17 protein-coding genes are annotated in these 24476 nt (G+C 68.6%); 14 read left to right on the top strand and 3 right to left on the bottom strand.

Annotated features, from left to right (window positions below; translation table 11 throughout):
• Positions 1-36 precede the first annotated feature (36 nt).
• The 8 genes from ACSHT8_RS14405 to ACSHT8_RS14370 all read left to right on the top strand — a co-directional run bounded on the left by ACSHT8_RS14405 (position 37) and on the right by ACSHT8_RS14370 (position 15553).
• A complete protein-coding gene (locus tag ACSHT8_RS14405) occupies positions 37-615 on the top strand; it encodes a YceD family protein (protein ID WP_436501442.1) in 579 nt (192 codons plus the stop codon).
• Positions 616-657: 42 nt separating this feature from the next.
• Complete coding sequence (gene rpmF, locus ACSHT8_RS14400; RefSeq protein WP_054050065.1) at positions 658-840, top strand: 50S ribosomal protein L32; 183 nt, start codon at positions 658-660, stop codon at positions 838-840.
• Between the two features lie 15 nt (positions 841-855).
• A complete protein-coding gene (gene rnc, locus ACSHT8_RS14395; protein WP_436501440.1) occupies positions 856-1602 on the top strand; it encodes a ribonuclease III in 747 nt (248 codons plus the stop codon).
• Complete coding sequence (mutM, locus tag ACSHT8_RS14390; protein WP_436501438.1) at positions 1586-2431, top strand: bifunctional DNA-formamidopyrimidine glycosylase/DNA-(apurinic or apyrimidinic site) lyase; 846 nt, start codon at positions 1586-1588, stop codon at positions 2429-2431. Before rnc ends, mutM begins: the two co-directional genes overlap by 17 nt.
• Before the next feature lie 356 nt (positions 2432-2787).
• On the top strand, positions 2788-7449 hold the full coding sequence (locus ACSHT8_RS14385) for a LamG-like jellyroll fold domain-containing protein (RefSeq protein ID WP_436501436.1): 4662 nt from the start codon (positions 2788-2790) through the stop codon (positions 7447-7449).
• A gap of 237 nt (positions 7450-7686) precedes the next feature.
• Positions 7687-14379, top strand: a complete 6693-nt coding sequence (locus tag ACSHT8_RS14380; protein WP_436501435.1) for a polymorphic toxin type 30 domain-containing protein — start codon at positions 7687-7689, stop codon at positions 14377-14379.
• Between the two features lie 418 nt (positions 14380-14797).
• Positions 14798-15127 carry a hypothetical protein gene (locus ACSHT8_RS14375; RefSeq protein WP_436501433.1) on the top strand — a complete coding sequence of 110 codons (330 nt, stop codon included), beginning with the start codon at positions 14798-14800 and terminating at the stop codon, positions 15125-15127.
• A gap of 117 nt (positions 15128-15244) precedes the next feature.
• A complete protein-coding gene (locus ACSHT8_RS14370) occupies positions 15245-15553 on the top strand; it encodes a hypothetical protein (protein WP_436501432.1) in 309 nt (102 codons plus the stop codon).
• A 337-nt stretch (positions 15554-15890) separates the two neighbouring features.
• On the opposite strand, the gene ACSHT8_RS14365 is transcribed toward ACSHT8_RS14370, so the two are convergent.
• The gene (locus ACSHT8_RS14365) at positions 15891-16274 is read right to left on the bottom strand and encodes a VOC family protein (RefSeq protein ID WP_436501430.1); all 384 of its coding nucleotides are present in this window, start codon (positions 16272-16274) and stop codon (positions 15891-15893) included.
• Between the two features lie 87 nt (positions 16275-16361).
• Between ACSHT8_RS14365 and ACSHT8_RS14360 the strand changes: the two genes are divergently transcribed.
• Together ACSHT8_RS14360 and ACSHT8_RS14355 are read left to right on the top strand one after the other, a co-directional pair.
• A complete protein-coding gene (locus ACSHT8_RS14360) occupies positions 16362-16688 on the top strand; it encodes a PadR family transcriptional regulator (RefSeq protein ID WP_436501428.1) in 327 nt (108 codons plus the stop codon).
• Complete coding sequence (locus ACSHT8_RS14355) at positions 16685-17830, top strand: HAAS signaling domain-containing protein (protein ID WP_436501427.1); 1146 nt, start codon at positions 16685-16687, stop codon at positions 17828-17830. The genes ACSHT8_RS14360 and ACSHT8_RS14355 overlap by 4 nt, the downstream gene beginning before the upstream one ends.
• A 43-nt stretch (positions 17831-17873) precedes the next feature.
• Here the strand turns inward: ACSHT8_RS14355 and ACSHT8_RS14350 are convergent, their stop codons facing one another.
• Positions 17874-18587: a CAP domain-containing protein gene (locus tag ACSHT8_RS14350; RefSeq protein WP_436501426.1), complete on the bottom strand. Its 714-nt coding sequence runs from the start codon at positions 18585-18587 to the stop codon at positions 17874-17876.
• 57 nt (positions 18588-18644) lie between these two features.
• A complete protein-coding gene (locus ACSHT8_RS14345; RefSeq protein ID WP_436501424.1) occupies positions 18645-19133 on the bottom strand; it encodes a hypothetical protein in 489 nt (162 codons plus the stop codon).
• A 62-nt stretch (positions 19134-19195) separates the two neighbouring features.
• Here ACSHT8_RS14345 and ACSHT8_RS14340 point away from each other — a divergent pair, with 62 nt between their 5' ends.
• The 4 genes from ACSHT8_RS14340 (at position 19196) to smc (ending at position 24422) form a co-directional block, all read left to right on the top strand.
• Positions 19196-19489, top strand: a complete 294-nt coding sequence (locus ACSHT8_RS14340; RefSeq protein ID WP_436501422.1) for an acylphosphatase — start codon at positions 19196-19198, stop codon at positions 19487-19489.
• A gap of 39 nt (positions 19490-19528) precedes the next feature.
• Complete coding sequence (locus ACSHT8_RS14335; RefSeq protein ID WP_436501420.1) at positions 19529-20044, top strand: sigma-70 family RNA polymerase sigma factor; 516 nt, start codon at positions 19529-19531, stop codon at positions 20042-20044.
• Entirely contained in the window at positions 20041-20703 is a 663-nt protein-coding gene (locus ACSHT8_RS14330) for an anti-sigma factor family protein (RefSeq protein WP_436501418.1), read from the top strand. Before ACSHT8_RS14335 ends, ACSHT8_RS14330 begins: the two co-directional genes overlap by 4 nt.
• Before the next feature lie 95 nt (positions 20704-20798).
• Positions 20799-24422, top strand: a complete 3624-nt coding sequence (gene smc / locus ACSHT8_RS14325; protein ID WP_436501416.1) for a chromosome segregation protein SMC — start codon at positions 20799-20801, stop codon at positions 24420-24422.
• Positions 24423-24476: the final 54 nt, after the last annotated feature.

Below are 24476 nucleotides of genomic sequence, written 5' to 3'. Positions count from 1 at the left end.
CCGCTCACTCCACCTAAGGCGCTGACTGAGTCCACCATGTCCGAGAACCGCAAGAGCCCGGCCCGGCCGGTGTCGAGCAGCCCGTGGGTCATCGATACCCGCGAGCTCGGCAGGCGTCCCGGATCGAGCAAGCCCGTGCGGCGTTCCGCGCAGGCCAAGTACGCCATCGGTCTCGAAGGGGTCATCGCGATCCCGGCGGGCGCCGATGTCGAGCTCGACGTGCTGCTCGAGTCGGTTGTCGAGGGTGTGCTCGTGTCCGGGACCGCGTCCGGTCCACTGGCCGGTGAGTGCTCGCGCTGTCTCGACCCGATCTCCGACGAGGTCGAGGTCGACATCACCGAGCTGTTCGCCTACCCGGACAGCGCCACCGACGAGACCACCGACGAAGACGAGGTCAGCCGCCTCGTCGACGACCTGGTCGACCTCGAACCGGTGGTCCGCGACGCGGTGGTGCTGGCGCTGCCGCACGTGCCGCTGTGCTCGCCGGACTGTGCGGGGCTGTGCGCGGAGTGTGGCGGCAAGTGGGCCGAACTCGAGCCGGATCACCGGCATGAGACCATTGATCCTCGATGGGCCGCACTGCAAGAGCGGATCCAACAGGATCGCAAGTCGTAACCGTCCGATCCTGCACAACAGCTCGTCAGAGGAGAAGTAGTCGTGGCCGTCCCCAAGCGGAAGATGTCGCGTTCGAACACCCGCGCGCGCCGGTCGCAGTGGAAAACCACTGCGGTGCACCTGGTGAACTGCTCGAACAAGGCCTGCCGGGCGCCCAAGCCGCAGCACATCGCCTGCCCGACCTGCGGTCAGTACGACGGTCGCCAGGTCACGCAGCCCGCGTGACCCTAGGCGCACGTCATGGGGGGTAAGGCGGCACGCGGTCCCACAGCGGACCCGGCAAGGCTGCTCGACGCGCTCGGCGTCCATGTGGACGCCGAGCTGCTCGTGTTGGCGCTGACCCATCGGTCCTACGCCTACGAGAACGGCGGCCTGCCGCCCAACGAGCGACTCGAGTTCCTCGGCGACGCGGTGCTCGGGCTGGTCGTCACCGACCACCTGTACCGCCGCCACCCCGACCTGCCCGAGGGGCAGCTGGCCAAGCTGCGGGCCAGCGTGGTCAACATGCACGCCCTCGCCGGTGTCGCCCGCGGCCTCGGCGACGGTGGCCTCGGCGCGCACCTGCTGCTCGGCAAGGGCGAGGAGCTGACCGGCGGCCGCGACAAGGCGAGCATCCTCGCCGACGGCCTGGAAGCCGTCATCGGCGCGGTCTACCTGCAGCACGGCATCGAGATCGCCCGCGAGGTCGTCCACCGCCACTTCGACCCGCTGCTCGCCGACGTCCCCGACCGCGGCCCGGGTCTGGACTGGAAGACCAGCCTGCAGGAACTCACCGCGTCCGCGGGCCTCGGCGTCCCCGAATACCGGGTGCGCGAGGAAGGCCCCGACCACCGCAAGGAGTTCACCGCGCTGGTCGTGGTCAACGGCAAGAGCTACGGCAACGGCGACGGCAAGACCAAGAAGGAAGCCGAACAGAAGGCCGCCGAAGCCGCCTGGCGCGAACTGGCCGAGTCGATCAAGCCTGCCGACGATGCCGGAACTGCCTGAGGTCGAGGTAGTCCGCCGCGGCCTCGAGGCGCACGTGCTGGACCGCCAGATCACCTCGGTGGACGTCCACCACCCCCGCGCCATCCGCCGCCACATCCCCGGCGCCACCGACTTCGCCGCCCGCATCGTCGGCACCCACTTCACCGCTGCCCAGCGCCGCGGCAAGTACCTGTGGCTGGAGCTGTCCTCCGGTGCCGCCGTGCTCGCCCACCTGGGCATGAGCGGCCAAATGCTCGTCCAACCCGCCGCCGCGGCACCCGAGAAACACCTGCGGGTGCGCATCGCCTTCACCGGCGACCCCGAACTGAGATTCGTCGACCAGCGGACGTTCGGCGGGCTGTCGGTGGAGGACGTGGTCACGGTCGACGGCACCGTGCTCCCGGTCCCCGTCGCGCACATCGCGCGGGACCCGATGGACCCGAAGTTCGACCTCACCGCCGCTGTGACCGCTCTGCGGGCGAAGCGCACCGAGGTCAAGCGCGCCTTGCTGGACCAGACGGTCGTTTCGGGCATCGGCAACATCTACGCAGACGAAGCCCTGTGGCGCGTCAAACTCCACTGGTCCCGGGCCACGGACACCCTTTCTGCTGCCAAGGCCCGCGCGCTGATCGAGGCGGCCACCGAGGTGATGTCGGAGGCTTTGCACGTCGGCGGCACGTCGTTCGACGCGTTGTACGTCAACGTGAATGGGCAGTCGGGGTACTTCGACCGCTCGTTGGCGGCTTATGGGCAGGAGGGACTGCCTTGCCCGCGGTGCGGACGGCCGATCCGGCGGGAGCCGTTCATGAACCGCTCGTCATTCTCCTGCCCCCGCTGCCAGCGCACGTGACGCTCAGGAACCGAACCTGTTCTTCGGCACTGCTCGTAATGGCTTTGCCTGTGACTCTGGTCGCCTCCCCGCGCCAAAGTCACCCACTGTGAATCACCTGAGAGTGTCGATGGTCGATTCAATCACCTTCGGTGACGATCGGGGTTCACCGTTGATCAGCCGGTGGCGACTTTGCGTGACTGCACCGTTTGGTTCATTGCCTACCGGCGATCGGTAGGGAACTGTAGTCCCGTTTGCGTCGGCTGTGGACAACCGTGTCCACGCGTAGGTGTCCTGGGGGTCGCCTGATGTCGTTCACTTTGGCATGCCAAAAATCCGTCAGACGGATGGCAGTTGGACTCGTCTCTGTGGCCGTCGTGGCCACCACTCTCGTCGTTCCCGTTCTGCCCGCGGTGGCTGAGGCCCCGGACGCGGTCAAGACGGAAGCCCAGGCTTCTGCGGTGGCCAAGGCGGCGGACAAGTCGGTCCGCGTCCTCGATCTGACCGATGAGAACACCGAGGTCCGCGCGCTTCCCGACGGCACGTTCAGCTGGCGCCAGCATGTGCGCCCGGTGCGGGTGCGGCGGGCCGACACGTGGGTCGACGTCGACACCACGCTCGAGCGCACCGCCGAGGGCAAGGTCCGCCCGCGGGCGACCACGGTGAGCCTGGAGTTCTCCGGCGGCGGCCGTTCACCCCTGGTCCGGATGGGCGCCAAGGGCGTCGAAGCGGGCCTGGACTGGCTCGGCGACCTGCCCGAGCCGGTGCTCGACGGCCCGACCGCGACCTACCCTGAAGTGCTGCCCGGCGTGGACCTGACGGTGACCGCCGACGTACTCGGCTACCAGCAGCTCCTCGTGGTGAAGACCCCCGAGGCGGCACGGAACCCGAAGCTCAAGCGGATCACCTTCGGCAACCACACCCGTGGCCTCGCCAAGAGCGCCGATGCCATCACCGGCGACGCCCGCGCGATGTGGGATTCCTCCGGTTTCGCCATCCCCGGTGTCACGGGGCCGAACGAGGGCGCGCGCAAAGCCAAGCTCAGTGCCGAGGTGACCAGTTCCGCGATCACCGTCACCCCGGACCTAGCGTTCCTCGCTGACGCGACAACCAAATACCCGATCTTCATCGACCCCTCCTACACCTGCGGCTCCTGCTCGAAGGCGCATCACGTGGTGGTGCAGTCGGCGTGGCCGAACAACACCAACTTCGACCGGACCGACGGTGCCCTGGGCGACCTCAAAGCCGGATACGTCTGCGAAGGAAGCTGCTTCATCTCGCGGACGTACCTGCGGATGAACACCGGATCGCTGGGGGGCAAGCACATCGTCGACGCGCACCTGCACGTCGAGACCATCCACTCCTACTACTGCTCCGGCGCCACACCGACCCAGCTCTACCTGGCGAACTGGGTGGACGGCGACACGACGTGGAACAACCAGCCAGGTCCGTCGGGGGGCCTGCTGTCGACCGGCAACGCGACGAAGAACGTCAACCACTGCGGGGGAAACCCAGGCGGGATGGACCTGTGGGCGAAGTCGGCGATCGAGTCGGCGTCGGCGAACTGGTGGGGTGAGACGACGTTCCTGCTCAGGGGCGAGCAGGAGGGCAACAACACCTCGTGGCGACGGTTCGACCTGAACCCGTATCTGGTGGTGCACTACAACTCCTACCCCAACAAGCCGAGCGAACTGGGCATGCAGGGTTGGGGGCCCAACGTGGGCGACGATCTGGCCTGTGGTGCCTTCCTCGGCACCCGCACTCCCAAACTGCGAGCGGTGTTGTCCGACCCTGACGGCGGCAGCGTCAACGCCGTATTCCACGTGCCCGCGGTCGGGAGCAACACCGGCACCGGAAACATCCCGTCAGGGTCCTGGGGCGAGATCACCGTCCCCTCCGGACACATCACCGCCGACGGCACCTACAACTGGCATGTCACGATCGGGGACGGCGATCTGCTCGGCCCGCAGTCGGACACCTGCTCGTTCATCGTCGACACCGTGGTCCCGGGACAGCCCGTAATCACCTCTCCCCAGTACCCCGCCGCGGTGTCCTCGGGCGGCGTCGGTGTCGGCGGCAAGTTCACCTTGTCCGCCCCGTCAGGCACCTCGGACATCGACCATTACCTGTACTCCTTCACCAGCGGCGGCGATGACCCGCGAACGGTCGCCAAACCCACGGCGCTCAACGGCGCCGCGGTCGTTTCCTGGACGCCGATGGCCAGTGGCCCGCAGGTCATGTCGGTGCGGTCGGTCGACCGCGCGGGCAACCGCTCCGCCATCGCCCGCTACCAGATCGACGTGGCGGATTACCAGGTCGGCATCTCCGGAAAGGTCGCCCAGTTCGACTTCGACAACACCCTCGCCGACACAGCACGTGCCAAGGACCTGACCTTCTACGGCCCGCCCCCGCCCGGTGGCTACTTCGAGGCGGGCTATGGCGCGTCGGGCTCGGCGCCCCGGATGAACACCGTGCCGGTCGCCCCGGAGGTCGAGAAGGAGTACTACCACGCCCGTGACTCGCTCATCCGCACCGACAGCGCCTACACGGTGTCCGCATGGGTGAACCCGTCCGCGCTGGACCAGGACATGGCGGTGCTGTCCCAAGACGGCACCCGTGGCTCCGGTTTCACGCTCGGCTACGACGACGCGGCCGACCGATGGGCGTTCGGCGTCACCAGCGGTGACGTCGACAACGCGACCACCTCCGCCCGCGTCCTGTCCGCCGCGGCGCCCGCGGTGGACGCCTGGACGCACCTGACCGGCGTGCACGACCGGGTGGCCGGCACTCTGCGGCTCTACGTCGACGGCGTCCTCGCGGGCTCCGTCCTGACGGCCCCGACGTGGAACGCCGGTGGCGTGTTCGTGATCGGCGCCGCCAAGGCCAACGGTCAGCGGGTGCGCAACTTCAGCGGGTCCGTCGACGTCGTCCGCGTGCACAACCGTGCGCTCGCAGCCGCCGATGTCACGGCGCTGCACGCGGGTACCGCGGCGGGCGCGCCGGTCGCCGAGTACCTGTTCGACAACGCCGACCTCACCGACAACCTGCGGAACTCGGCGGGCAATCCGGACCTGGCTCTCGCGGCGGGCACCCCCGCCTATGCCACGGGCTACGCGGGTCGGGCGCTGAGCGTGAACGACAGCACGTCGTCGCGCCCGAAGACCACGGGGCCGATCGTGTCGACCACCGGTGGGTACTCGGTTTCGGCGTGGGTCAAGATGGCCGACAAGACGAAGTACTACACCGCGTTCAGCCAGGACGGCGACCGAATGGCGGCCTTCCACGTGCGGTACTCGCCCGACGTCGACCGGTGGACATTCGGCGTGTCCGATGTGGACACCGACGCGGGCAAGTTCCAGTGGGCGATCGGCACGTCGGTTCCGCAGGCCAACGTGTGGACCCACCTCACGGTGGTGCACGACGCGGGCGCGGACACGATCTCGCTGTACGTCAACGGGGTTCTGGAGAAGACCAGCGCCGTCACCGGCCGGATCATCTCCACTGGCCCGTTCAACGTCGGCCTGCACAAGCAGTTCGGCTACCTCACCGCCCGCTGGTCGGGCCTGATCGACGACGTGCGGGTTTATGACGGCGCGCTGACCGCGGTCGAGGTCGCCGGGGTGTTCAACACCCCGGTGGAGCGGGCGCGTTACGCCCTCGACGAGACCAGCGGTGCGACCGCGGCGAACACCGTCGACCCGGCCACGGCGGGCAGCGCGTACGGCGGCACCATGACGTGGACCGACACCAACGGGCACCGCGCGGCCACCTTCCCCGGTGTCAGCGCGCACACCGGCGTGGTGACCGGTGCCGGACCGGCGGCGTTCTGGTCGATGGAGAACTCCCTGGCCGACGTCTCCGGCAACGGCCGCGACCTGACCCACTCGAACAGTGTGGGCACGACGGCCCCAACCTATGTCGTTGGCAGGCGGGGCAAGGGTGTGCAGCTCGACGGGACGAGCCAGCGCCTGCAGCACAACGCCCCGGTGCTGACCACCTCCGGCGGCTACTCGGTGTCGGCGTGGGTGAAGCTCGACCGGAACAACGGGTGGTTCACCATCGTGTCCCAGGACGGCACCCGGGTCAGCCCGTTCGTGCTGCAATACGACGACCTCGCCGACCGCTGGGCGTTCAGCACCACCGACGGAGACCGGGACAACCCGAACGTGACCAGGGCCCACTCGTTGGCCGCGGCGAAGCTGAACACCTGGACCCATCTGCTGGGCGTGCACGACCCCGCGGCGGGCAAGATCAGGCTCTACGTCAACGGGTACCTGGAGGCGGAGACCGCGTTCACCGCGCCATGGAACTCCACCGGCAGCTTCGCCGTCGGCAGGCTGAAGTGGAACGGAAACCAGGCCGACTTCTTCCCGGGCATCGTGGACGAGGTCCGAGCATTCCCCTATGCGCTTAACGCCACTGACGCGCACGGGCTGTGGAACATGCTCAACGACATCTCGGCGCCGAGGGACGCCACGTTCCGCCCCGACCGGTCGTTCACCGTGGCGGCGTGGGTGCGCCACAGCGGCTACGACCAGTCCGCCCGCCAGGCCGTCTCGTTCGGCACGACCGGGCGCTACGCGCCGTTCCTGTTGGGCTACCGGCCCGAGTGGAAACGCTGGGGTGTGCTGGTGGAGACCACCGGTGGGCAGGTCGCCTCAGGCAAGTGGCTCCTCAGCGACAACGAGGCCTCCACGTACCACGATCCCAGTGGGTGGGTACACCTGCTTGCCACCTACGACTCGGCACAGAAGCGGATTCGCTTCTACGTCAACGGGATCGAGCAGCACACCGTGCCCGTGGACGCCACGACCTTCACCAAGGTGACCAACCTGGCGGCGGCGCCCGCCAACTACGCGGGCAAGGACGTCACGCTCCCGGCGGTCGCGCGCGATCTGCTGATCGGACGCACGACATGGGACGGCGTCGCCGCCGACCCATGGATGGGCTCCCTGCGCGACGTGCGGGTGTTCACCGGGGTGCTGCCGGACGCGTGCGACACCTCGCGGTGGTGCACGGGGCAGCTCTTCGAGCAGTAGGACATGCGGGTCCTGCTCCTGGTTCGTGCGGGTCATGGGACGTCGGCGTTGGTCGTGAACCAACGCCGACCCCAACCGACGACACCGGACGTGGGCCGCTGACCGGCCGCGCGACTGCCTGCCTGGGCGAGTTGGCCTACTAAAACGCACATCACTTGGTTGTCCTCCCCGGCGTCGCCGGGGAGGTCTCCGTTATTTCACTGAGGGGATTAGATGCGAGTACGTCGACTATCCAGAGTGACCACCGTGGTCGCCGCGCTGGCCGTGTCGGCCACCGCGGTGACCGCGATGAGTCCACCAGCGGTGGCCGCGGACAGCGGTCCGGCGGTGCAGAAGGAGCGGTCGGTTCCCGGTTCGCCGGTGCGGATCGAGCCGCTGCCGTCGATGGCTATGCCGACCGCCGGGACCGCGCCCGTCGAGTGGCCCAGCGCCCGCAAGGCGCAGACCGAGGTGCGGGTGCAGTCCGCGGGCCGGGCCGACACCGGGCTGAAGCAGGCCGGTGACCTGCCCGTGCTGGTCGGGCTCGCCGACAAGCGCACGGCGAAGACCGCCAAGGTCGATGTCGAGACCTTCGACCAGGCGACCGCGCGCAAGGCGGGCGTGGCGGGTGTGCTGATGCGCGTCACCGACGCGGGCGGCGCGAAGGACGACAAGGTCACCGTCCGGCTCGACTACACGAAGTTCGCCGACGGCTACGGCGGCGACTTCGGGTCGCGGCTGGGTCTGTCGGTGTACCCGGAGTGTGTTCTCAGCACGCCGGAGAAGGCCGAGTGCCAGCAGTCCACGCCGCTGGACTCGACCAACGACACCAAGTCCAAGCAGCTGACCGCCGACCTGCAGCTGGCGGGCGGCACCGCCGTCCTCGCCGCGACCTCCGGCGGTTCGGGGACCAACGGCTCGTATGGCGCGACCAACCTCGCCCCGTCCGGCTCCTGGTCCGCGGGCACGTCCAGCGGCGACTTCACCTACAGCGTCCCGATGGCGATGCCGATGTCGCCGGGCGGTGCCGCGCCGCAGCTCGGGTTGAGCTACGCGTCGAGCAGCGTCGACGGCCGCACGTCGGTGACCAACAACCAGGCGTCGTGGGTCGGTGACGGCTGGGACCTGTCCGCGGGCGGCTTCATCGAGCGCACCTACCGCGCGTGCGCCGAGGACGACGGCGGCAACCAGGGCACCGCGCTGACCGGTGACATGTGCTGGAAGGAAGAGCACTACACCGTCTCGCTGGGCGGCATGTCCGGCAAGCTGATCAAGGACACCGCCACCGGCAAGCTGCGCCCCGAGAAGGACGACGGGTCGCGCATCGAGAAGATCGGCGGCTCGCCGAACGGGTACGACGGCTCCGAGCAGTGGAAGGTCACCTCCCCGGACGGCACGCAGTACTTCCTCGGGCTGAACAAGCTGCCGGGGTGGACCGCGGGCAAGCCGGAGACGAACTCGACGTTCACCATGCCGGTCTTCGGCAACCACGCGGGCGAGCCGTGCAACACGACCACGTTCGTCAACTCCTCGTGCACCCAGCCGTACCGGTGGAACGTCGACCTGATGGTCGACCCGCGCGGCAACGCGATGGCGTTCTACTACGCGCACGAGACCAACCACTACAAGCGGGGTGGCGTCAACGGCACGAACACCGCCTACGTCGCCGCGGGCAGGCTCGACCGGATCGAGTACGGCCTGCGTTCGGACAACCTGTACGCGGGGGCGCCCGCGAAGGTCGTGTTCGAGACCGCGGAGCGCTGCCTGCCCAGCGGCGCGATCACCTGTGACCCCGCGCAACTGACCGCCGACACCGCTAGCCATTGGCCGGACGTGCCGTTCGACCGGATCTGCAAGGCGGGCGAGGACTGCACCGGTCGCTTCTCCCCGGCGTTCTTCTCCCGCAAGCGGCTGACCAAGGTCGTCACCTACTCGGGTGCCGACGCGGTCGACTCGTGGTCGCTGCGCCAGGAGTTCCCGCCCGTGGAGACCGGCAAGCCCGGTCCGCTGTGGCTGTCGGGTGTCACCCGAAGCGGCCACGTCGGCGGCACCGCGTCCCTGCCGGAGGTCCAGTTCTCCGGCCTGCTGCTGGACAACCGCGTCGACGCCATCGACGGCTACCCGCCGCTTGCCCGCTACCGGCTCAACCGGATCGTCGGCGAGGCGGGTGCGCTGACCGAGGTCACCTACGCGGCCCAGGACTGCGACCGGGCGACGCGGATGCCAGCCAACCCGGAAACCAACTCGTACCGGTGCTACCCGGTGTGGTGGACGCCGCCGACCGAGTCCGAGGCGATTCTCGACTGGTTCCACAAGTACGTCGTCGAACACGTCACCGAGGACTCGCGCACCGGCGGTCCCTCGCAGCAGCAGACGCACTACGAGTACGTCGGCGGCGGTGCCTGGCACTACGACGACAACGACGAGGCCGAGGCTGACGAGCGGACCTGGTCGGAGTGGCGCGGATTCGGCAAGGTGCGGGTGATCCGCGGCGCCGCGGGCACCCCGCAGACGGTGTCGGAGACGCTCTACCTGCGCGGCATGGACGGCGACACACTGCCGAACGGCGGCACCCGCGACGTGTGGGTCGCCGACGCAGACGGCGGCACGATCGAGGACGAGCGCAGGCTGCGCGGATTCACCAGGGAGTCGCTGCTCTACAGCGGTGGCAACGTGGTGGCCGCGTCGGTCAGTCAACCGCATCTGATCGAGACCGCCAACGACGGCAAGGACCCCGCGTTCATGCTGCGGGTCGGCTCGACAACGGTGCGAACCAAGCAGGAGGACGGGTCCTGGCGGCGGACTAAGACGAGCACCACCTACTCGCCCATCGGCCTGCCCGAGCGCATGGAGGACGAGGGCGACATCGCCGTCGGCGGCGACGAGACGTGCGCCGAGAGCACCTATGTGCGCAACGACGCGCTGTGGCTGCTGACCTACGCCTCGACCATCCGCAAGATCGCCAAGCCGTGCTCGGCCTGGCCCGGAACCGACGCCGACGTGCTCACCGACGTGCGGACGTCCTACGACGGCCAGGCGTTCGGCGTCGCACCGACTCGCGGTGAGGTGACCTCGTCGCAGCGCTGGACCGGCGGCGGCAACTACCAGACGGTGTCGACGAGCAAGTACGACGCCTATGGCCGCGTGATCGAGTCCACCGACGTCGACGGCGTGAAGACGACGACGACCTACACCCCGGCCACGGGCAACCCGACGACGGTGAGCACCACCAACCGCGCGGGCTGGGTCACCACCACGACGATCGATCCGAAGCGCGGGCACCCCGTGACCGAGGTCGGCGTCAACGGCGAGCAGGCTGACCTGCAGTACGACGCGCTGGGCAGGATCACCAAGGTGTGGCTGCCCGGGCGGCCCAAGGCCAGCAAGTCGCCCAACGCCGAGTACGCCTACGACTATCGCACCGACGGCCCGTCGGTGGTCACGTCGAAGTCGATCAAGGAGAACGAGACCTACGCGGTCTCCTACGACCTGCTCGACGGCCTGCTGCGGGAGCGGCAGACGCAGAGCCCGGGCCTGCTCGGCGGTCGGATCCTGACCGACACGTTCTACGACTCGCGCGGGAACGCGTTCAAGGTCAACGGCGCGTACTACAACCTCGACGCCCCCGCCGGAGTGCTGCACGGGGTCTACGACAACGAGGTGCCCAACCAGACCGTCACCGAGTACGACGACCTCGGCCGTCCACTCGAGACGATCCTGAAGAAGCTCGACGTCGAGCAGTGGCGGTCGAAGTTCCGCTATGGCGGGGACAACACCTACACCACCCCGCCCCAGGGTGACACCGCCACCGCGGTGTTCAAGGACGCCCACGGCCGGATCCTGGAGCGGCGCCAGTACCACTCCCGCAGCACCGACGGCCTGTACGGCGCCGGTGCGGCCTTCGACGCGACGAAGTACGCGTACAACAACAAGGGCCAGCTGGCCAAGGTCACCGACCCGCAGAACAACGAGTGGACGTACGAGTACGACCACCTGGGCCGCAAGTCCGCGGACAACGACCCCGACCACGGTCGCACCACCTACGCCTACGACGACCAGGACCAGCTGGTGTCCACCACGGACGCCCGAGGCAAGACGCTGGCGTACACCTACGACGCGCTTGGTCGCAAGACGGCGATGTTCGAAGGTTCGACGTCAGGCACGAAGCTGGCCGAGTGGGTTTTCGACACGCTGCGCAAGGGCATGCCGACGTCCTCGACGCGGTACGCCAACGGCAACGCCTACGTGCAGAAGGTCAACAACTACGACAGCCTCGGCCGGGCCACCTCGTCGTCGGTGGTCGTCCCAGCATCCGAGGGCCAGCTCGCGGGAACCTACAACTTCGGAGCGAGCTTCAGCGCCGTCACCGGCCAGCTGCTGGCCGAGACGGTGCCGAAGGCCGCGGCGCTGCCGGCGGAGAACATCCTCCACACCTACAACGACATGGATCAGCCCCTGTCGACGTACGGTCTGAACACCTACGCCTCGGAGCACATGTACTCGCCGTACGGCGAGACGCTGCGGGTGACGCTGGGGGTCTCGCCGTACAAGGTGTGGCTGAGCAGCTCGTACACCGAGGGCACCCGGCGGCTGGACAACGTCCAGGTCAAGCGGGACACGGCGACGCAGCCGCAGGTGACCAACCGGTCGTTCACCTACGACCCGGCGGGCAACGTCACCAAGATCGCGGATCTGCCGACCGACGGCCCCGCGGACACGCAGTGCTTCAACTACGACTACCAGCGGCGGATGACCTCGGCGTGGACACCGAAGACCGGTGACTGCGCCCAGGCGAAGTCGGTGGCGAACCTGGGTGGCACCGCGCCGTACTGGCAGGACTTCACCTTCGACAAGATCGGCAACCGCAAGACGCAGGTGACGCACGCCTCGGCGGGTGACACCACGGAGACCTACACCAATCCGGACTCGGGTCCCGGCGCGGTCCGCCCGCACACGCTGACGTCGGTCCGTCGGGTCAGCCCGACCTCGACCCAGCAGGACGACTACACCTACGACGCGGCGGGCAACACCGTTACCCGCAAGCTCAACGGCAACACCCAGACCCTGGAGTGGAACGCCGAGGGCCGCGTGTCGAAGGTGACCGAGTCCGGCGGCACGTCGTCGACCTACATCTACGACGCGAGCGGGTCGAGGCTGATCAAGAAGGAGCCGGGGCGCAACACGCTGTACCTGCCCGGCCACGAGATCATCCTCTACACCGGCACCACGCCGACCCTGGCCGCCAAGCGCTACTACACCCACGGCGGGATGACCGTCGCCATGCGCGACACGGTGTCGGGCCTGCAGTACATGGTCGGCGATCACCACGGCACCGACGACGTGGCGATCACCGCGTCGAACCTGTACGTCACCCGCCGCTACTCCGACCCGTTCGGCAACCCGCGCGGCCTCGCGCCGCGGTTCTGGCCGGACGACAAGGGTTTCGTCGGCGGCGTCAAGGACTCGACCGGGCTGACCTCGATCGGCGCACGCGAGTACGACCCGCGGACGGGCCGGTTCATCAGCGTTGACCCGATCATGGACCTCGCTGAACCACAGCAGATCCATGGCTACTCCTACGCCCACAACGCCCCGGCGACCTTCTGGGACCCGACGGGACTCGCGGAGTGCGCCGACGTCGACTGCAGGTACACGGTCAGCGATTACGACCCGTGGACTGATGCGGACCAGGCGGCGCTGGAGAACGACTCGGCCTACAACAAGGAATACCAGGAAGCCGTCACGCAACTGGAGAAGGACGCCAGGACGAAGGCGTGCGCGGGCATGAACATGTCCGAGTCCGAGTGCAAGCAGATGATGGAGGACGCCCAGTCGAAGAAGGGCTTCTGGGACGTCCTGAAGGCGGAGTTGCCGGATCTCTTGGGCGACATCACCGGCTTCAACGACCTGCGCGACTGCTTCACCAAGTTCGACCTGTGGGCCTGTGCGGGCCTGATCCCGGTCGCCAAGATCGCCAAGCTGATCGGATCGGCGGGGAAGGTCTTCAAGGCCGTCCGCAAGGCACTCCAGTGGGAAGACCGAATCAGCGCGGCCGTCGAGAAACTCGGCAAATGGCGCGCCGCCTTCAGCAACCTCATGCGTGAAGGCATGGACAAGCTGAAGAGCCTGCTCAAGAAGTGCCAGAAGCACAGCTTCCCACCAGGAACGCTGGTCTTGATGGCCGATGGCTCCCGGAAACCGATCGAGCAAGTGGTGCTTGGGGACGAGGTCATCGCCACCGACCCGGCGAGCGGTGAAGCGGGAGCGCGCGAGGTGACTGCGACTTGGGTCCATGTGGACGAGCCCGAGCGAACCGAGCTCATCGTGGACACGGACGGCGCCGTGGGCGGAGCCACGGCGACTATTACGGCTACGGATTGGCACCCGTTCTGGGTTACGGAACTCAATACGTGGGTTCCCATTGCCGAGATACAGCGCGGGTCAAGGCTGCGGAACGGTGACGGCGAGCTACTTCTGGTTGTCGATAAGCGCCGGTTCAACGGCGTTGGATTGGTTCATGATCTGACGGTAGATGGTCTTCACACCTACCACGTCGGAGTCGGTTCCAGTTCCGCGCTTGTGCACAACTGTGGGGATGAGGGATACGATCTTCGCGGGAAGGACCCAATGAGCGTGGTTCCGGATAACGCTGAAATGCGTGAACTCAAACCGGATCCCAACGGTGGCGCCCAGTACGGGCTCGAATTCAAGTGGAAGAATGAATGTGGGCAAACCTGCCGCCTCCGCATCCATGGCCCTGATGGCAAGGCGCCTGCCGGATCAAACTCTGCTAGCGGGGAAACGTATCGGCTGCAGATTGGTGCCCGTTATCAGAATATCGAGGGGCACCTGTATCATAAGAATGTTCACAATCCGGCTAGTCCACACTACAACCCGGGGGCGGCAAATGACACCCATATCCCTTGGCCCAAAGAATATCCGGGCCTATAGATGACTATCGGCCGAAGTGCTCTCAGTGGACTGCTCGCCGAGTTGTTGTCCGACGATCCGAGTTGTCGAACAGGTGCGGCTGACTCCGTTTGCGATTGGCAGTCGTCCTACGACGTCGTCGAACTTCGAGTGGTTGTTCGGGTGCTTTCGGTTCTGGCTCAATACGAGCCCGATCCCGCCGCTCGTGAGGCGCAGTTGCACGCCATAGTCGAGGTAGTCGATCATCCTGCGGTGACGCTCGCCGATGTGGAACCCGTACTCGGATTGACGGGTTCGGCAACGGGCTCGGAGTTGGAATACCTGGAGTACTTGCGTGTGCATTTTCGGGTGAGTTAGATGGATTTGGCCCGGCGGCCTCGCTTGTGCGAGCCCGCCGGGCCAAATCATGCTGGGTGAACGGCATGTTCGGGTGAGTCGGATGAACTTTTCGGGACCCATTGAGGATGCTGATGATGAGCCTGAACTGTCAGTATTCTCCCGATTGATCTCAGCTGAGAAAGTGGGCTGGATTGTGCGCGGACTGGCGGGTAGGGCGGTCGTCGCTATTTCCGATCACTACGTTCGGACCTTGGCTGCGAAGCGAGGAGTTGGCTCGGTGAGCGTCGAAGACGCTTTGGTCTATATCGAGCAGCATGCCCGCGCTGTGGAGATCTGGAACAACTATTGTGAGAACCGTGATCTATCCACGCTGGAAGGGGAACTAGGCCAGGTGGTTCACGCGCTCGAGCACATGGGATCAAAGGCTTAGTCCACACCCGTCCAGGTGACGACAGGCGTGTGGCGCCCCGGTACTCGGGGCGCCACACGCCGTACTGCTGAGAGTGTCCGGGGTCTACAGGTGGCTATTGGTCGAAGTGCTCTCGGTATGCTGCTCGCCGAGTTGCTGTCCGACGATTCGAATTGTCGCGCCCGAGCGGCTGACTCCGTTTGTGATTGGCGGTCGTCCTATAGCGTCACCGAACGTCGGGTGATTGTTCGGATGCTTTCGGTTCTGGCTCAGCACGAGTCCGATCTGATCGTTCGTGAGGCTCAGTTGCACGCAATATTTGAGGTAGTCGATCATCCAGCGGTGACGCTCGCCGATGTGGAGCCCGTATTCGGGTTGGTGGGTTCGGCAACGGGTTCGGAGTTGGAATATCTGCAATATTTGCATATGCATTTTCAGGTCTGTTAGATCGAGCTATGTCGTTTCAGCACCTCAAACCGGCTCTGCGCCGCCTGCTTATGCGGCGGGCGACGTGACGCACATGCGCGCGGGTCAACAGGCGGACCTTGCTGGATGCGGCGTGTGCGCCGATGTTGGAAGTCGGGCGGCGGGGCCGCCCGGCGCCCGACCCTAACCTCGGTAGTGGTGAAGCATTTGCGGTGAGGAAGGCTGCGGGCCACGGCCGGAGCCGACGTTGTGTTCGCCCTAGTAATGGACCCGCATTGCTTGGTTGTTCGTCGCGGTGGATCCCCGATCACGACGGTGGCCACACCGCTCTGCAGCGCCGATTCGCTCGTTCTGGTCATCACGACCCGCTCCCGTATGGGCGGGTGATGATCTCCAGGCTGTGGCCGTCCGGATCGTCGAAGTACACGCCGCGGCCGCCGTCGTGCGTGTTGATCTCGCCCGGCAGGTGGTGGTACGGGTCCGCCCAGTGGTCGAGTTTCCGGTCCAGGATCCGGCCGAAGATCGTGTCGAACTCCTCCTCGCTCACCAGAAACGCATAGTGCTGCCGGGCGAACTCGCCCCGAACCTCCATGTAGTCCAAGGTCACCTCGTTGTCCGTCTGCACGCAGAGGAACGGGCCGAACGGCACCGGCTCCGGCAGGCCGAGGATCTCCGACAGGAACCGCGCCGACGCGGTCTTGTCCGTCGCGCTCACGATCGTGTGGTTGAGGTGGACAGCCATGCCTCCACCGTAGCCACCACATTCGGCCTTGCGCGGTACTGCGCACTGCGCAATAGTGTTGCTAGCGCGATACCGGGAGGGGTGCGGGTGGACACGAGCCAATTGCTCAAAGGCGTGCTCGACCTCGCCGTGCTCGCTGTGCTGCGGAACGAGGATGGCTACGGCTACGACGTTCTGCGAAGACTGCGCGGCGGGGGCATGGAAGAGGTCGGGGACGCGTCGGTGTACGGGACGTTGCGGAGGCTCTATCGGGCCGGATGTCTGACGTCCTACGTGGTGCCGAGTGATGAGGGGCCGCACCGGAAGTACTACGGGCTCAACGAGTCCGGGCGGGCGCGGTTGGTGGAGTCGGAGGACGCTTGGCGGGCCTTCGCTGGGACTTTGGATGAGATTTTGAAGGGGGCGGCGGCGTGAACGGCACCACCGACACTCGCCCGGGGCTCGATGAGTACCTCGCCCGGGTTCGGGCCGCGCTGGCGGATCTGCCCGCTGACGAGCTGGCCGAGGTGCTTGAGGACATCGAGCCGCACGTCACCGAGGTGTTCGGGGAGCCGGGGGATCCGGTCGACCGGCTCGGCTCGCCCGAGGAGTACGCCGCCGAGTTGCGGGCCGCGGGCGGGTATCCGCCGGTGGAGGGGCCGCCGCCGGTCAGTGGGCATCCCGGGCGTGGGCGGTTCGTGTTCTGGGCCATCGGGCTGACGTCGGCCGCCGCGCTGTTGGCCGGGATCGCGACGGAGGGCTACCAGGCGGAGCCGCTGGTCGTCCTCGTCCTGTGTCTGCCGCTGTTCGTCCCGGCGCTGTGGCTGGTGCTGGCCAGTCAGGTCAGCCGGTCCGACATCGCCGACCTGCCGGAATACCGTCGTCTCCGCGCGGTCGGCGACTCCCTGAAAGGCATGATCCAGCCGGGAACCCAGGACTACCTCCGCTCGCTGCGCCCGGCGTGGGGGCTGATCCGGCTCGTGGTGTTGGCGGTGGCCCTGCTGTTCGCGATCCGGCGGGGACCGCTGGTCGCGGTGTTCGTGCTCGCCCTCGCGATCGGTCTGGTGTGGACGATGGGGCGGGTCGACACGAACCGGCGGTGGCTCGTGTTCACCGTGCCCGCCAACGCTTTCGTCATCGGCATGCTGATCGGACTCTTGTTCGGCATCGTCGGTGCCGACCGCTCCGGGCCGGTCTACTACAACCAGGGCTACGTCGGCGGCGGCCTGACCTACGGCGGCAGGCCACTGTCCAATGTGTACGCCGCGGGCCCGGACGGGAAGCCGATCAACGAGTTCTACCTCTACGACGAGACCGGCGCCCCGATCACCCTGGACTACCCGTCGTGCGGCGGCGCGCACGACCCGTCGGTGTTCCGCAACCGGTTCCCGGTCCCGCGGATCACCTACGTCAACGGCTACTGCGAGGAGCGCATGGACCTGCCGTTCGTCCCGCTGCCGCCGAGTCCGGTCCCGTCGGCCAGCTCGACGGCGCCGTCATCCTCGACGGTCCCGTCGTCCTCAGTCGTGCCGAGCTCGACCTCGAGCCCCACGGTCTCGGTGACGCCGACGAAGTGAGCGTCGGGTGGGAGCGGGCATCGGGGGCCCGCTCCCACCCGAGTCAGTACCCGAACATCTGCGTCCAGTAGTAGCCGCGCGTGGCCAGGCCGAGGCCCATGGTCCGCATCGAGCAGTTGAGGATGTTCGCGCGGTGGCCGGACGAGTTCATCCACGCCGTCATCACCTGCGCCGCCGAGGTCTGGCCGCGGGCGATGTTCTCGGCGCCCGGGCTGGGGTAGCCGGCGTCGTGGGCGCGGTCGACGAAGCTGCGGCCGTCGAGGCTGGTGTGGGAGAAGTAGCCGTAGTACGACATGTCGTCGCTGTGGTCCTGAGCGGCGTTGTTGAGCCTGCTGTCCAGGGTGACCGCGCCGCAGCCGTGCTGGCTCCGGTAGTTGTTGACCAGCGCGAGGACCTGGCCCGCGGCCGAAGTGTCCGTCGGCGGCGTCGTGGTCGGCTTCGGCTTCTTGGTCGTCGTGGTCGTCACCGTGGTGGGCGGTGTCGTGGTGGTCGTCGGGGCGGCGCTGAGGCTGCTCGACGCCGTCGTGGGGGCCGACGATGTGCCCGATACCGTCCCGGCCGCGCTCTTGGTCGTCACCGGCGCGTCGGGCGCGGGGGAGGACACGCTCGTGGGCACGTCCAGCGCGATGCGGTCCGGGCTGCCCTCGATCGTCGGCGGGCCGGAGAGGATCTTGGCCATACCGGCCGTGCCCGCGCCCACGGCGAGCGCGACGAGCACGGCCCGGACTAACGCGTTGGGACCACGGCGGTGTGTCACGGTCGCGCAAGCTACCACTAACGGGTGACCCGTCCGCCTATACGGTGAACCTCGCCGTTACGTGGCGGTGGTCGTCGTCGGGTCGGGCGTGGTGGTGGGCGGCTGAGTCGTCGTCGGGTCCGTGGTCGGCGGCCTGGTGGTCGTCGGCTGTGTGACCGTTGGCTGAGTCGTCGTCACCCGGGGCGGTGTCGTCGTGGTCGTCGTCGGCTTCGGCTTCTTGGTCGTCGTCGACGTCGGGTCCTCGGACTCCGTGGTGGTGGTCGTGGTGGTCGACTCGGTGGTCGTCGTGGTGTCCGACGTGGTCGTCGGGTCCGTGGTGACGTCACCGGTCGTGGTCGTCGTGGGACGCGTCGTGCTCACGGTGATGGTGGCGGGCGCGGCGGGCCCGGCGTCCTCGGACTCCGGGGAGGCCACGGCGGCGACGGCGGCGAACACCGTCGCGAGCACCACCCCCGAGACCCCCAGGATGGCGTACGGCGCGCGGCGCAGGCCCGGGCGCTCGTCGTCCACCGGCGAGACCTCGACGCGGTCTTCTGGCTCTGACATGCAGGTCCACTCTCCACTCGGCCGTGTCGGCGCGCCAAACTATCACCCGGCAGGATGACCCCATGCCCGCACCCGAACACGACGGAGACCCCGTCCGGCTGACCGCCTGGGTCCACGGCCGCGTCCAAGGCGTCGGTTTCCGCTGGTGGACGCGTGCCCGCGCCCTCGAACTGGGCCTGTCCGGCTGGGCGCGCAACACCGCCGACGGCCGTGTCGAAGTGGTCGCCGAGGGGCCGCGTGATGTGTGCGACAGCCTGCTGAGGGCCTTGCGGTCCGGCGCGACACCGGGGAACGTCGACCATGTGGTCGAGCAGTGGGGTCCGGTCAAGGGCGTCGAGGGGTTCGTCGAGCGGTGAGCGATGAACCGATTCCGCCGCACTCGCGTAGCCAAGGTCGTGGCTGACACCCCGGGGCAGGACGAGGAACTCGTCCGTGAGCTGTATGGCCGCTATCGGCGGCCGCTCCACAGCTATGTCCTGAAGTCGGTGGGCGGTGATCACCAGCGCGCCGAGGACATCGTCCAGGAGACGCTGCTGCGCGCGTGGAAGCACGCCGACGAACTCGACGTCGACCACGCGGGCCCGTGGCTCTACACGGTGGCCAAGAACCTGGTGATCTCCGGTTACCGCAAGCAGAACGCGCGGGTGGCCGAGGTCCCGATCGAGACCGACTGGGCCAGGCCGACCGACGACTTCGAGCAGGTCCTGCAGGGCTGGCAGGTGGCGGAGGCGATGCGGGCGCTGTCGCGCGACCACCGCAACGTCATCGCCGAGCTGTACTTCCGCAGGCGCACCGTGTCCGAGGCGGCCAAGGTGCTTGGTGTGCCGCCCGGCACGGTCAAGTCCCGCACGTTCTACGCGCTGCGGGCGCTGCGCGACGCCCTGGAGGAAAGGGGGGTGACCGAGCCATGAGTTGTTTGCATCTGACTTCGGTGGGGGCTTATGTGCTCGGTGCGCTCGACCCCGCCGACCGCGCCGAGTTCGAGTCGCATCTGAACGGCTGCGCCACGTGCCGTGCCGAGCTGCTGCGCATGGCTCCGCTGCCGGGCCTGCTGCACCGCATCTCGCTGGGCGACTTCGAGGACCAGCCCGCCATCGATGACGAGCCGGACGGGGAGCCCGTGCGGGTCGTCGAGCTGCCGCGCGAGCAACCGCCGCGCAAGCGCCGCCGGTTCGCCGCGCTGGCCGTCGCGGCGGCCACCGTCGCCGCGCTGGCCGCGGGCGTGGTGTTCGTGGTCCGGGGGCAGTTGGAGCCCGAACCGGAGCCAGGCACGGTGAGTTGGTCGGCGACCGATCAAGGCAGCGGCGTCAGCGCCGAGGTCGAACTGGCCGACCGCCCGTGGGGCACCGAGGTCAAAATCACACTGCACGACGTGCCGCCGGGCAAGCCGTGCAAGCTCGTGGTGCGCGACCGCGACGGCTACAAGGAGACCGCGGGCTGGTGGTCGACCAGTTGGGTCGCTGGTGAGGCCATCCCCGGCAGCACGTCCATCGATCTCGCCCACATCGCCAAGGTTGAGGTCGTGACCGACAAGGACCGGGTTCTGGTCAGCGTCGACGCGCCGTCCTGACACGCGCGAACCGACCCCACCTCCCCAGGTCCGGGCAGGTGCGCAGGTAGTCTCTTCCGGATAACAAGCAGTCGGCACTCGGAAGGTTCAGCCTCGTGCACCTCAAGAGCCTGACGCTGAAGGGCTTCAAGTCCTTCGCCTCCGCGACGACGCTGAAGTTCGAGCCAGGCATCACCTGCGTCGTCGGCCCCAACGGGTCCGGCAAGTCCAACGTCCTCGACGCGCTGCGCTGGGTGATGGGCGAGGGCAGCGCCAAGGGCCTGCGCGGCGGCAAGATGGAGGACGTCATCTTCGCGGGCACCTCCGGCCGCGCGCCGCTGGGCCGCGCCGAGGTCACCCTCACCATCGACAACTCCGACGGCGCCCTGCCGATCGAGTACAACGAGGTGTCGATCACCCGCCGGATGTTCCGCGACGGCGCCAGCGAGTACGAGATCAACGGCAACGGCTGCCGCCTGATGGACGTCCAGGAGCTGCTGTCCGACTCCGGCATCGGCCGCGAGATGCACGTCATCGTCGGCCAGGGCCAGCTCGCCGCGATCCTGGAGTCCAAGCCCGAGGAGCGCCGCGCGTTCATCGAGGAGGCCGCGGGCGTCCTCAAGCACCGCAAGCGCAAAGAGAAGGCCATCCGCAAGCTCGACGCGATGCAGGCCAACCTCACCCGCCTCACCGACCTGACCGCCGAGCTGCGCCGCCAGCTCAAGCCGCTGGGCAAGCAGGCCGAGATCGCCCGCAAGGCCCAGACCGTGCAGTCCGAGCTGCGCGACGCCCGCCTGCGCCTGCACGCCGACGACCTGGTCACCCAGCGCGAGGACATCGCCCGCGAGGAGGCCGACGAGGCCACCGCGCGGCGCAAGCGCGCCGAGGTCGAGCAGGCCCTGGAACTGGGCCAGGCCCGCCAGACCGAGTTGGAGGACCACCTCGCGGTCGACGCGCCGAAGCTGGCCGCGGCCCAGGAGACCTGGTACCGGCTCTCCGCGCTGGAGGAACGCCTGCGCGGCACGGTCCGGCTCGCCGTCGAACGCGCCCGCCACCTGTCCGCGGCGGTCGACGCCCCGCGCGGCGGCCGCGACCCCGACGAGATGGAAGCCGAGGCCGAGCACACCGCGATGCGCGAGGCCGAGCTGTTCGAGGCCGTCGCCGAGGCCCGCTACACCCTGGCCGAGTCCACCGAGCGCCGCGCCGAGCTGGAGCGGCTGGTCCAGGCCGCCGAGAAGGCTCACCTGGCCGCCGTGCGCGCCATCGCCGACCGCCGCGAGGGCCTCGCGCGCCTCGCGGGCCAGGTCGAGGCGCTGCGGAGCAACACCAACGCCACCGCCGACGAGATCGAGCGGCTGTCCGTCGCGCTGGCCGAGGCGAGCGACCGCGCCGAGTTCGCCGCCCAAGAACTCGAAGAGGGCGAAGCCGCCACCGGCACCGAGGAAGGCGACGACGCCGGGCTCGACGAGCGCCACCGCCGAGCCGTCGAGGCCAACGACTCCGCCAAGGCCCGCGTCGAGGAACTCGTCGCCGCCGAGCGGGCCGCCGAGCGGGAGATCGCGTCGTGGAAGGCGCGGGTCGACGCGCTGTCGATGGGCCTGGCCCGCAAGGACGGCGCTGGCGCGCTGCTCGCCGCCGCCGACCGGCTGCCCGGCCTGCTGGGCTCCGTAGCCGCGCTGCTCACCGTCGAGCCGGGTGCCGAGGCCGCGCTGGCCGCCGCCCTGGGGCCAGTGGCCGACGCGGTGGCCGTGGCCGACCCGTCCGGCGCCGTCGAGGCGCTGCGCCTGCTGCGTGCGGGCGACGGCGGCCGGGCCGGAATGATCATCGGCGGCGCCGCGGTGTCGTCCGACCGCTCGTCCTGGCCGTCTCTCCCGGCGGGCGCCCGCTGGGCCGTCGACCTGGTCCGAGCGCCCGACGCGCTGCTTCCCGCGGTGCACCGGGCGCTGGACAAGCTCGCCGTCGTGGACGCCCTGCCCGCCGCGAAAGCGCTGGTCGAGACCTATCCCGACGTCCGCGCGGTCACCGCAGAAGGCGACGTGCTTGGCGCGCACTGGGCGGTCGGCGGGTCCGAGCGGGCGCAGAGCGTCATCGAGGTCCAGGCCGCCGTCGACGAGGCCAACGCCAAGCTCGCCGCCGCCGAGCGGACCGTCGAGCACTCCGCCGCCGCGCTCGAAGGCGCCCGCGCCGAGCAGCAGGCCAGGCGGGCCGAAGTCAGCGCGATCAAGGAGGAGATGAACGAGGCGAAGGTCCGCGCCGCGCGGTCCTCCGAGCGCCTCAACCGCCTCCGCCAGGCCCTCCGCGCCGCCCAGGCCGAGGTCGAGCGCGCGACGACGCAGCGCGCCAAGGTCGAGCAGGCCCGCGAAGAGGCCCTGATGAAGCTCGCCGACCTGGAGGAACGCCTGGTCGTCGTGCAGGAGCAGGAAGTCGATGACGAGCCGGACTCCGCCGAGCGCGACGAGTACACCGCCGAGCTGGCCACCTCCCGCCAGGAGGAGATGGAGGCCCGCCTGTCGCTGCGCACCGCCGAGGAGCGGCACCGCGCGCTGCAGGGCAAGGCCGACGGCCTGCGCCGCGCCGCCCGCGCCGAGCGGGAGGCCCGCGAACGCGCCACCCGCGCGCTCGCCGCGCGTGCCCGGGGCGCGAAGGTCGCCCAGGCCGTGGTCGACGGCGGCGAGCTGGCGCTGGAGCGCATCGCCCAGTCGCTGCGCCGCGCCGCCGAGGAACGCGACGTCGTGCAGGCCCAGCGCGCCGAGCGCGAGCGGGTGCTGGCCGACGTGCGCGGCAAGGTCCGCGAGCTGTCGACCGAGCTGGAGAAGCTGACCGACGCCGTGCACCGCGACGAGGTGCTGCGCGCCGAGCAGCGGCTGCGGCTGGAGCAGTTGGAGACCCGCATCGCCGAGCAGTTCGGCATCGGTCTCGACGACCTGGTCGCCGAGTACGGCCCGACGGTGCCGGTGCCGCCGAGCCCGGCCGAACTGGCCGAGTACGAGCTGGCGAAGGAGCGCGGCGAGGACGTCACGATGCCGCCGCCGTCGCCGTACGACCGCGAGACCCAGGCCCGCCGCGCCAAGCGCGCCGAGCGCGACCTGACGATGCTGGGCAAGGTCAACCCGCTGGCCCTGGAGGAGTTCGCCGCGCTGGAGGAGCGCTACAAGTTCCTCTCCACCCAGCTCGAAGACCTCAAGGCGACCCGGCGCGACCTGCTGGTGGTGATCAAGGAGGTCGACGAGAAGATCCTGGAGGTCTTCACCTCGGCCTACACCGATGTCGCCCGCGAGTTCGAGATTGTCTTCGACGTGCTGTTCCCGGGCGGCGAGGGCCGGATGATCCTCACCGAGCCCGACGACATGCTCGTCACCGGCGTCGACGTCGAGGCCCGCCCGCCCGGCAAGAAGGTCAAGCGGCTGTCGCTGCTCTCCGGCGGGGAGAAGTCGCTGGTCGCGGTGGCCATGCTGGTGGCGATCTTCCGCGCCCGCCCCTCGCCGTTCTACGTGATGGACGAGGTCGAGGCCGCGCTGGACGACACCAACATGCGGCGGCTCATCGGCCTGCTGGAGCAGCTGCGGGCGAGTTCGCAGCTCATCATCATCACCCACCAGAAGCCGACCATGGAGATCGCCGACGCGCTCTACGGCGTGAGCATGCGCGGCGACGGCATCACCCAGGTCATCTCCCAGCGCATCCAGCGCCCCGACCGCGACGCCGCGATCGAACAGTCCGAAGAGGACCCAGCGGCCTGAGACAACGAAAGAGCCGCCCCGCGACGCGGGGCGGCTCTTTCGTTCAACGCGCTG

The sequence above is a fragment of the Actinokineospora sp. HUAS TT18 genome (assembly GCF_051364635.1).
Taxonomy (GTDB): Bacteria; Actinomycetota; Actinomycetes; order Mycobacteriales; family Pseudonocardiaceae; genus Actinokineospora.
Note: the sequence above shows the minus strand (reverse complement) of the source record. Positions and strands in the feature narration are given on the sequence as shown.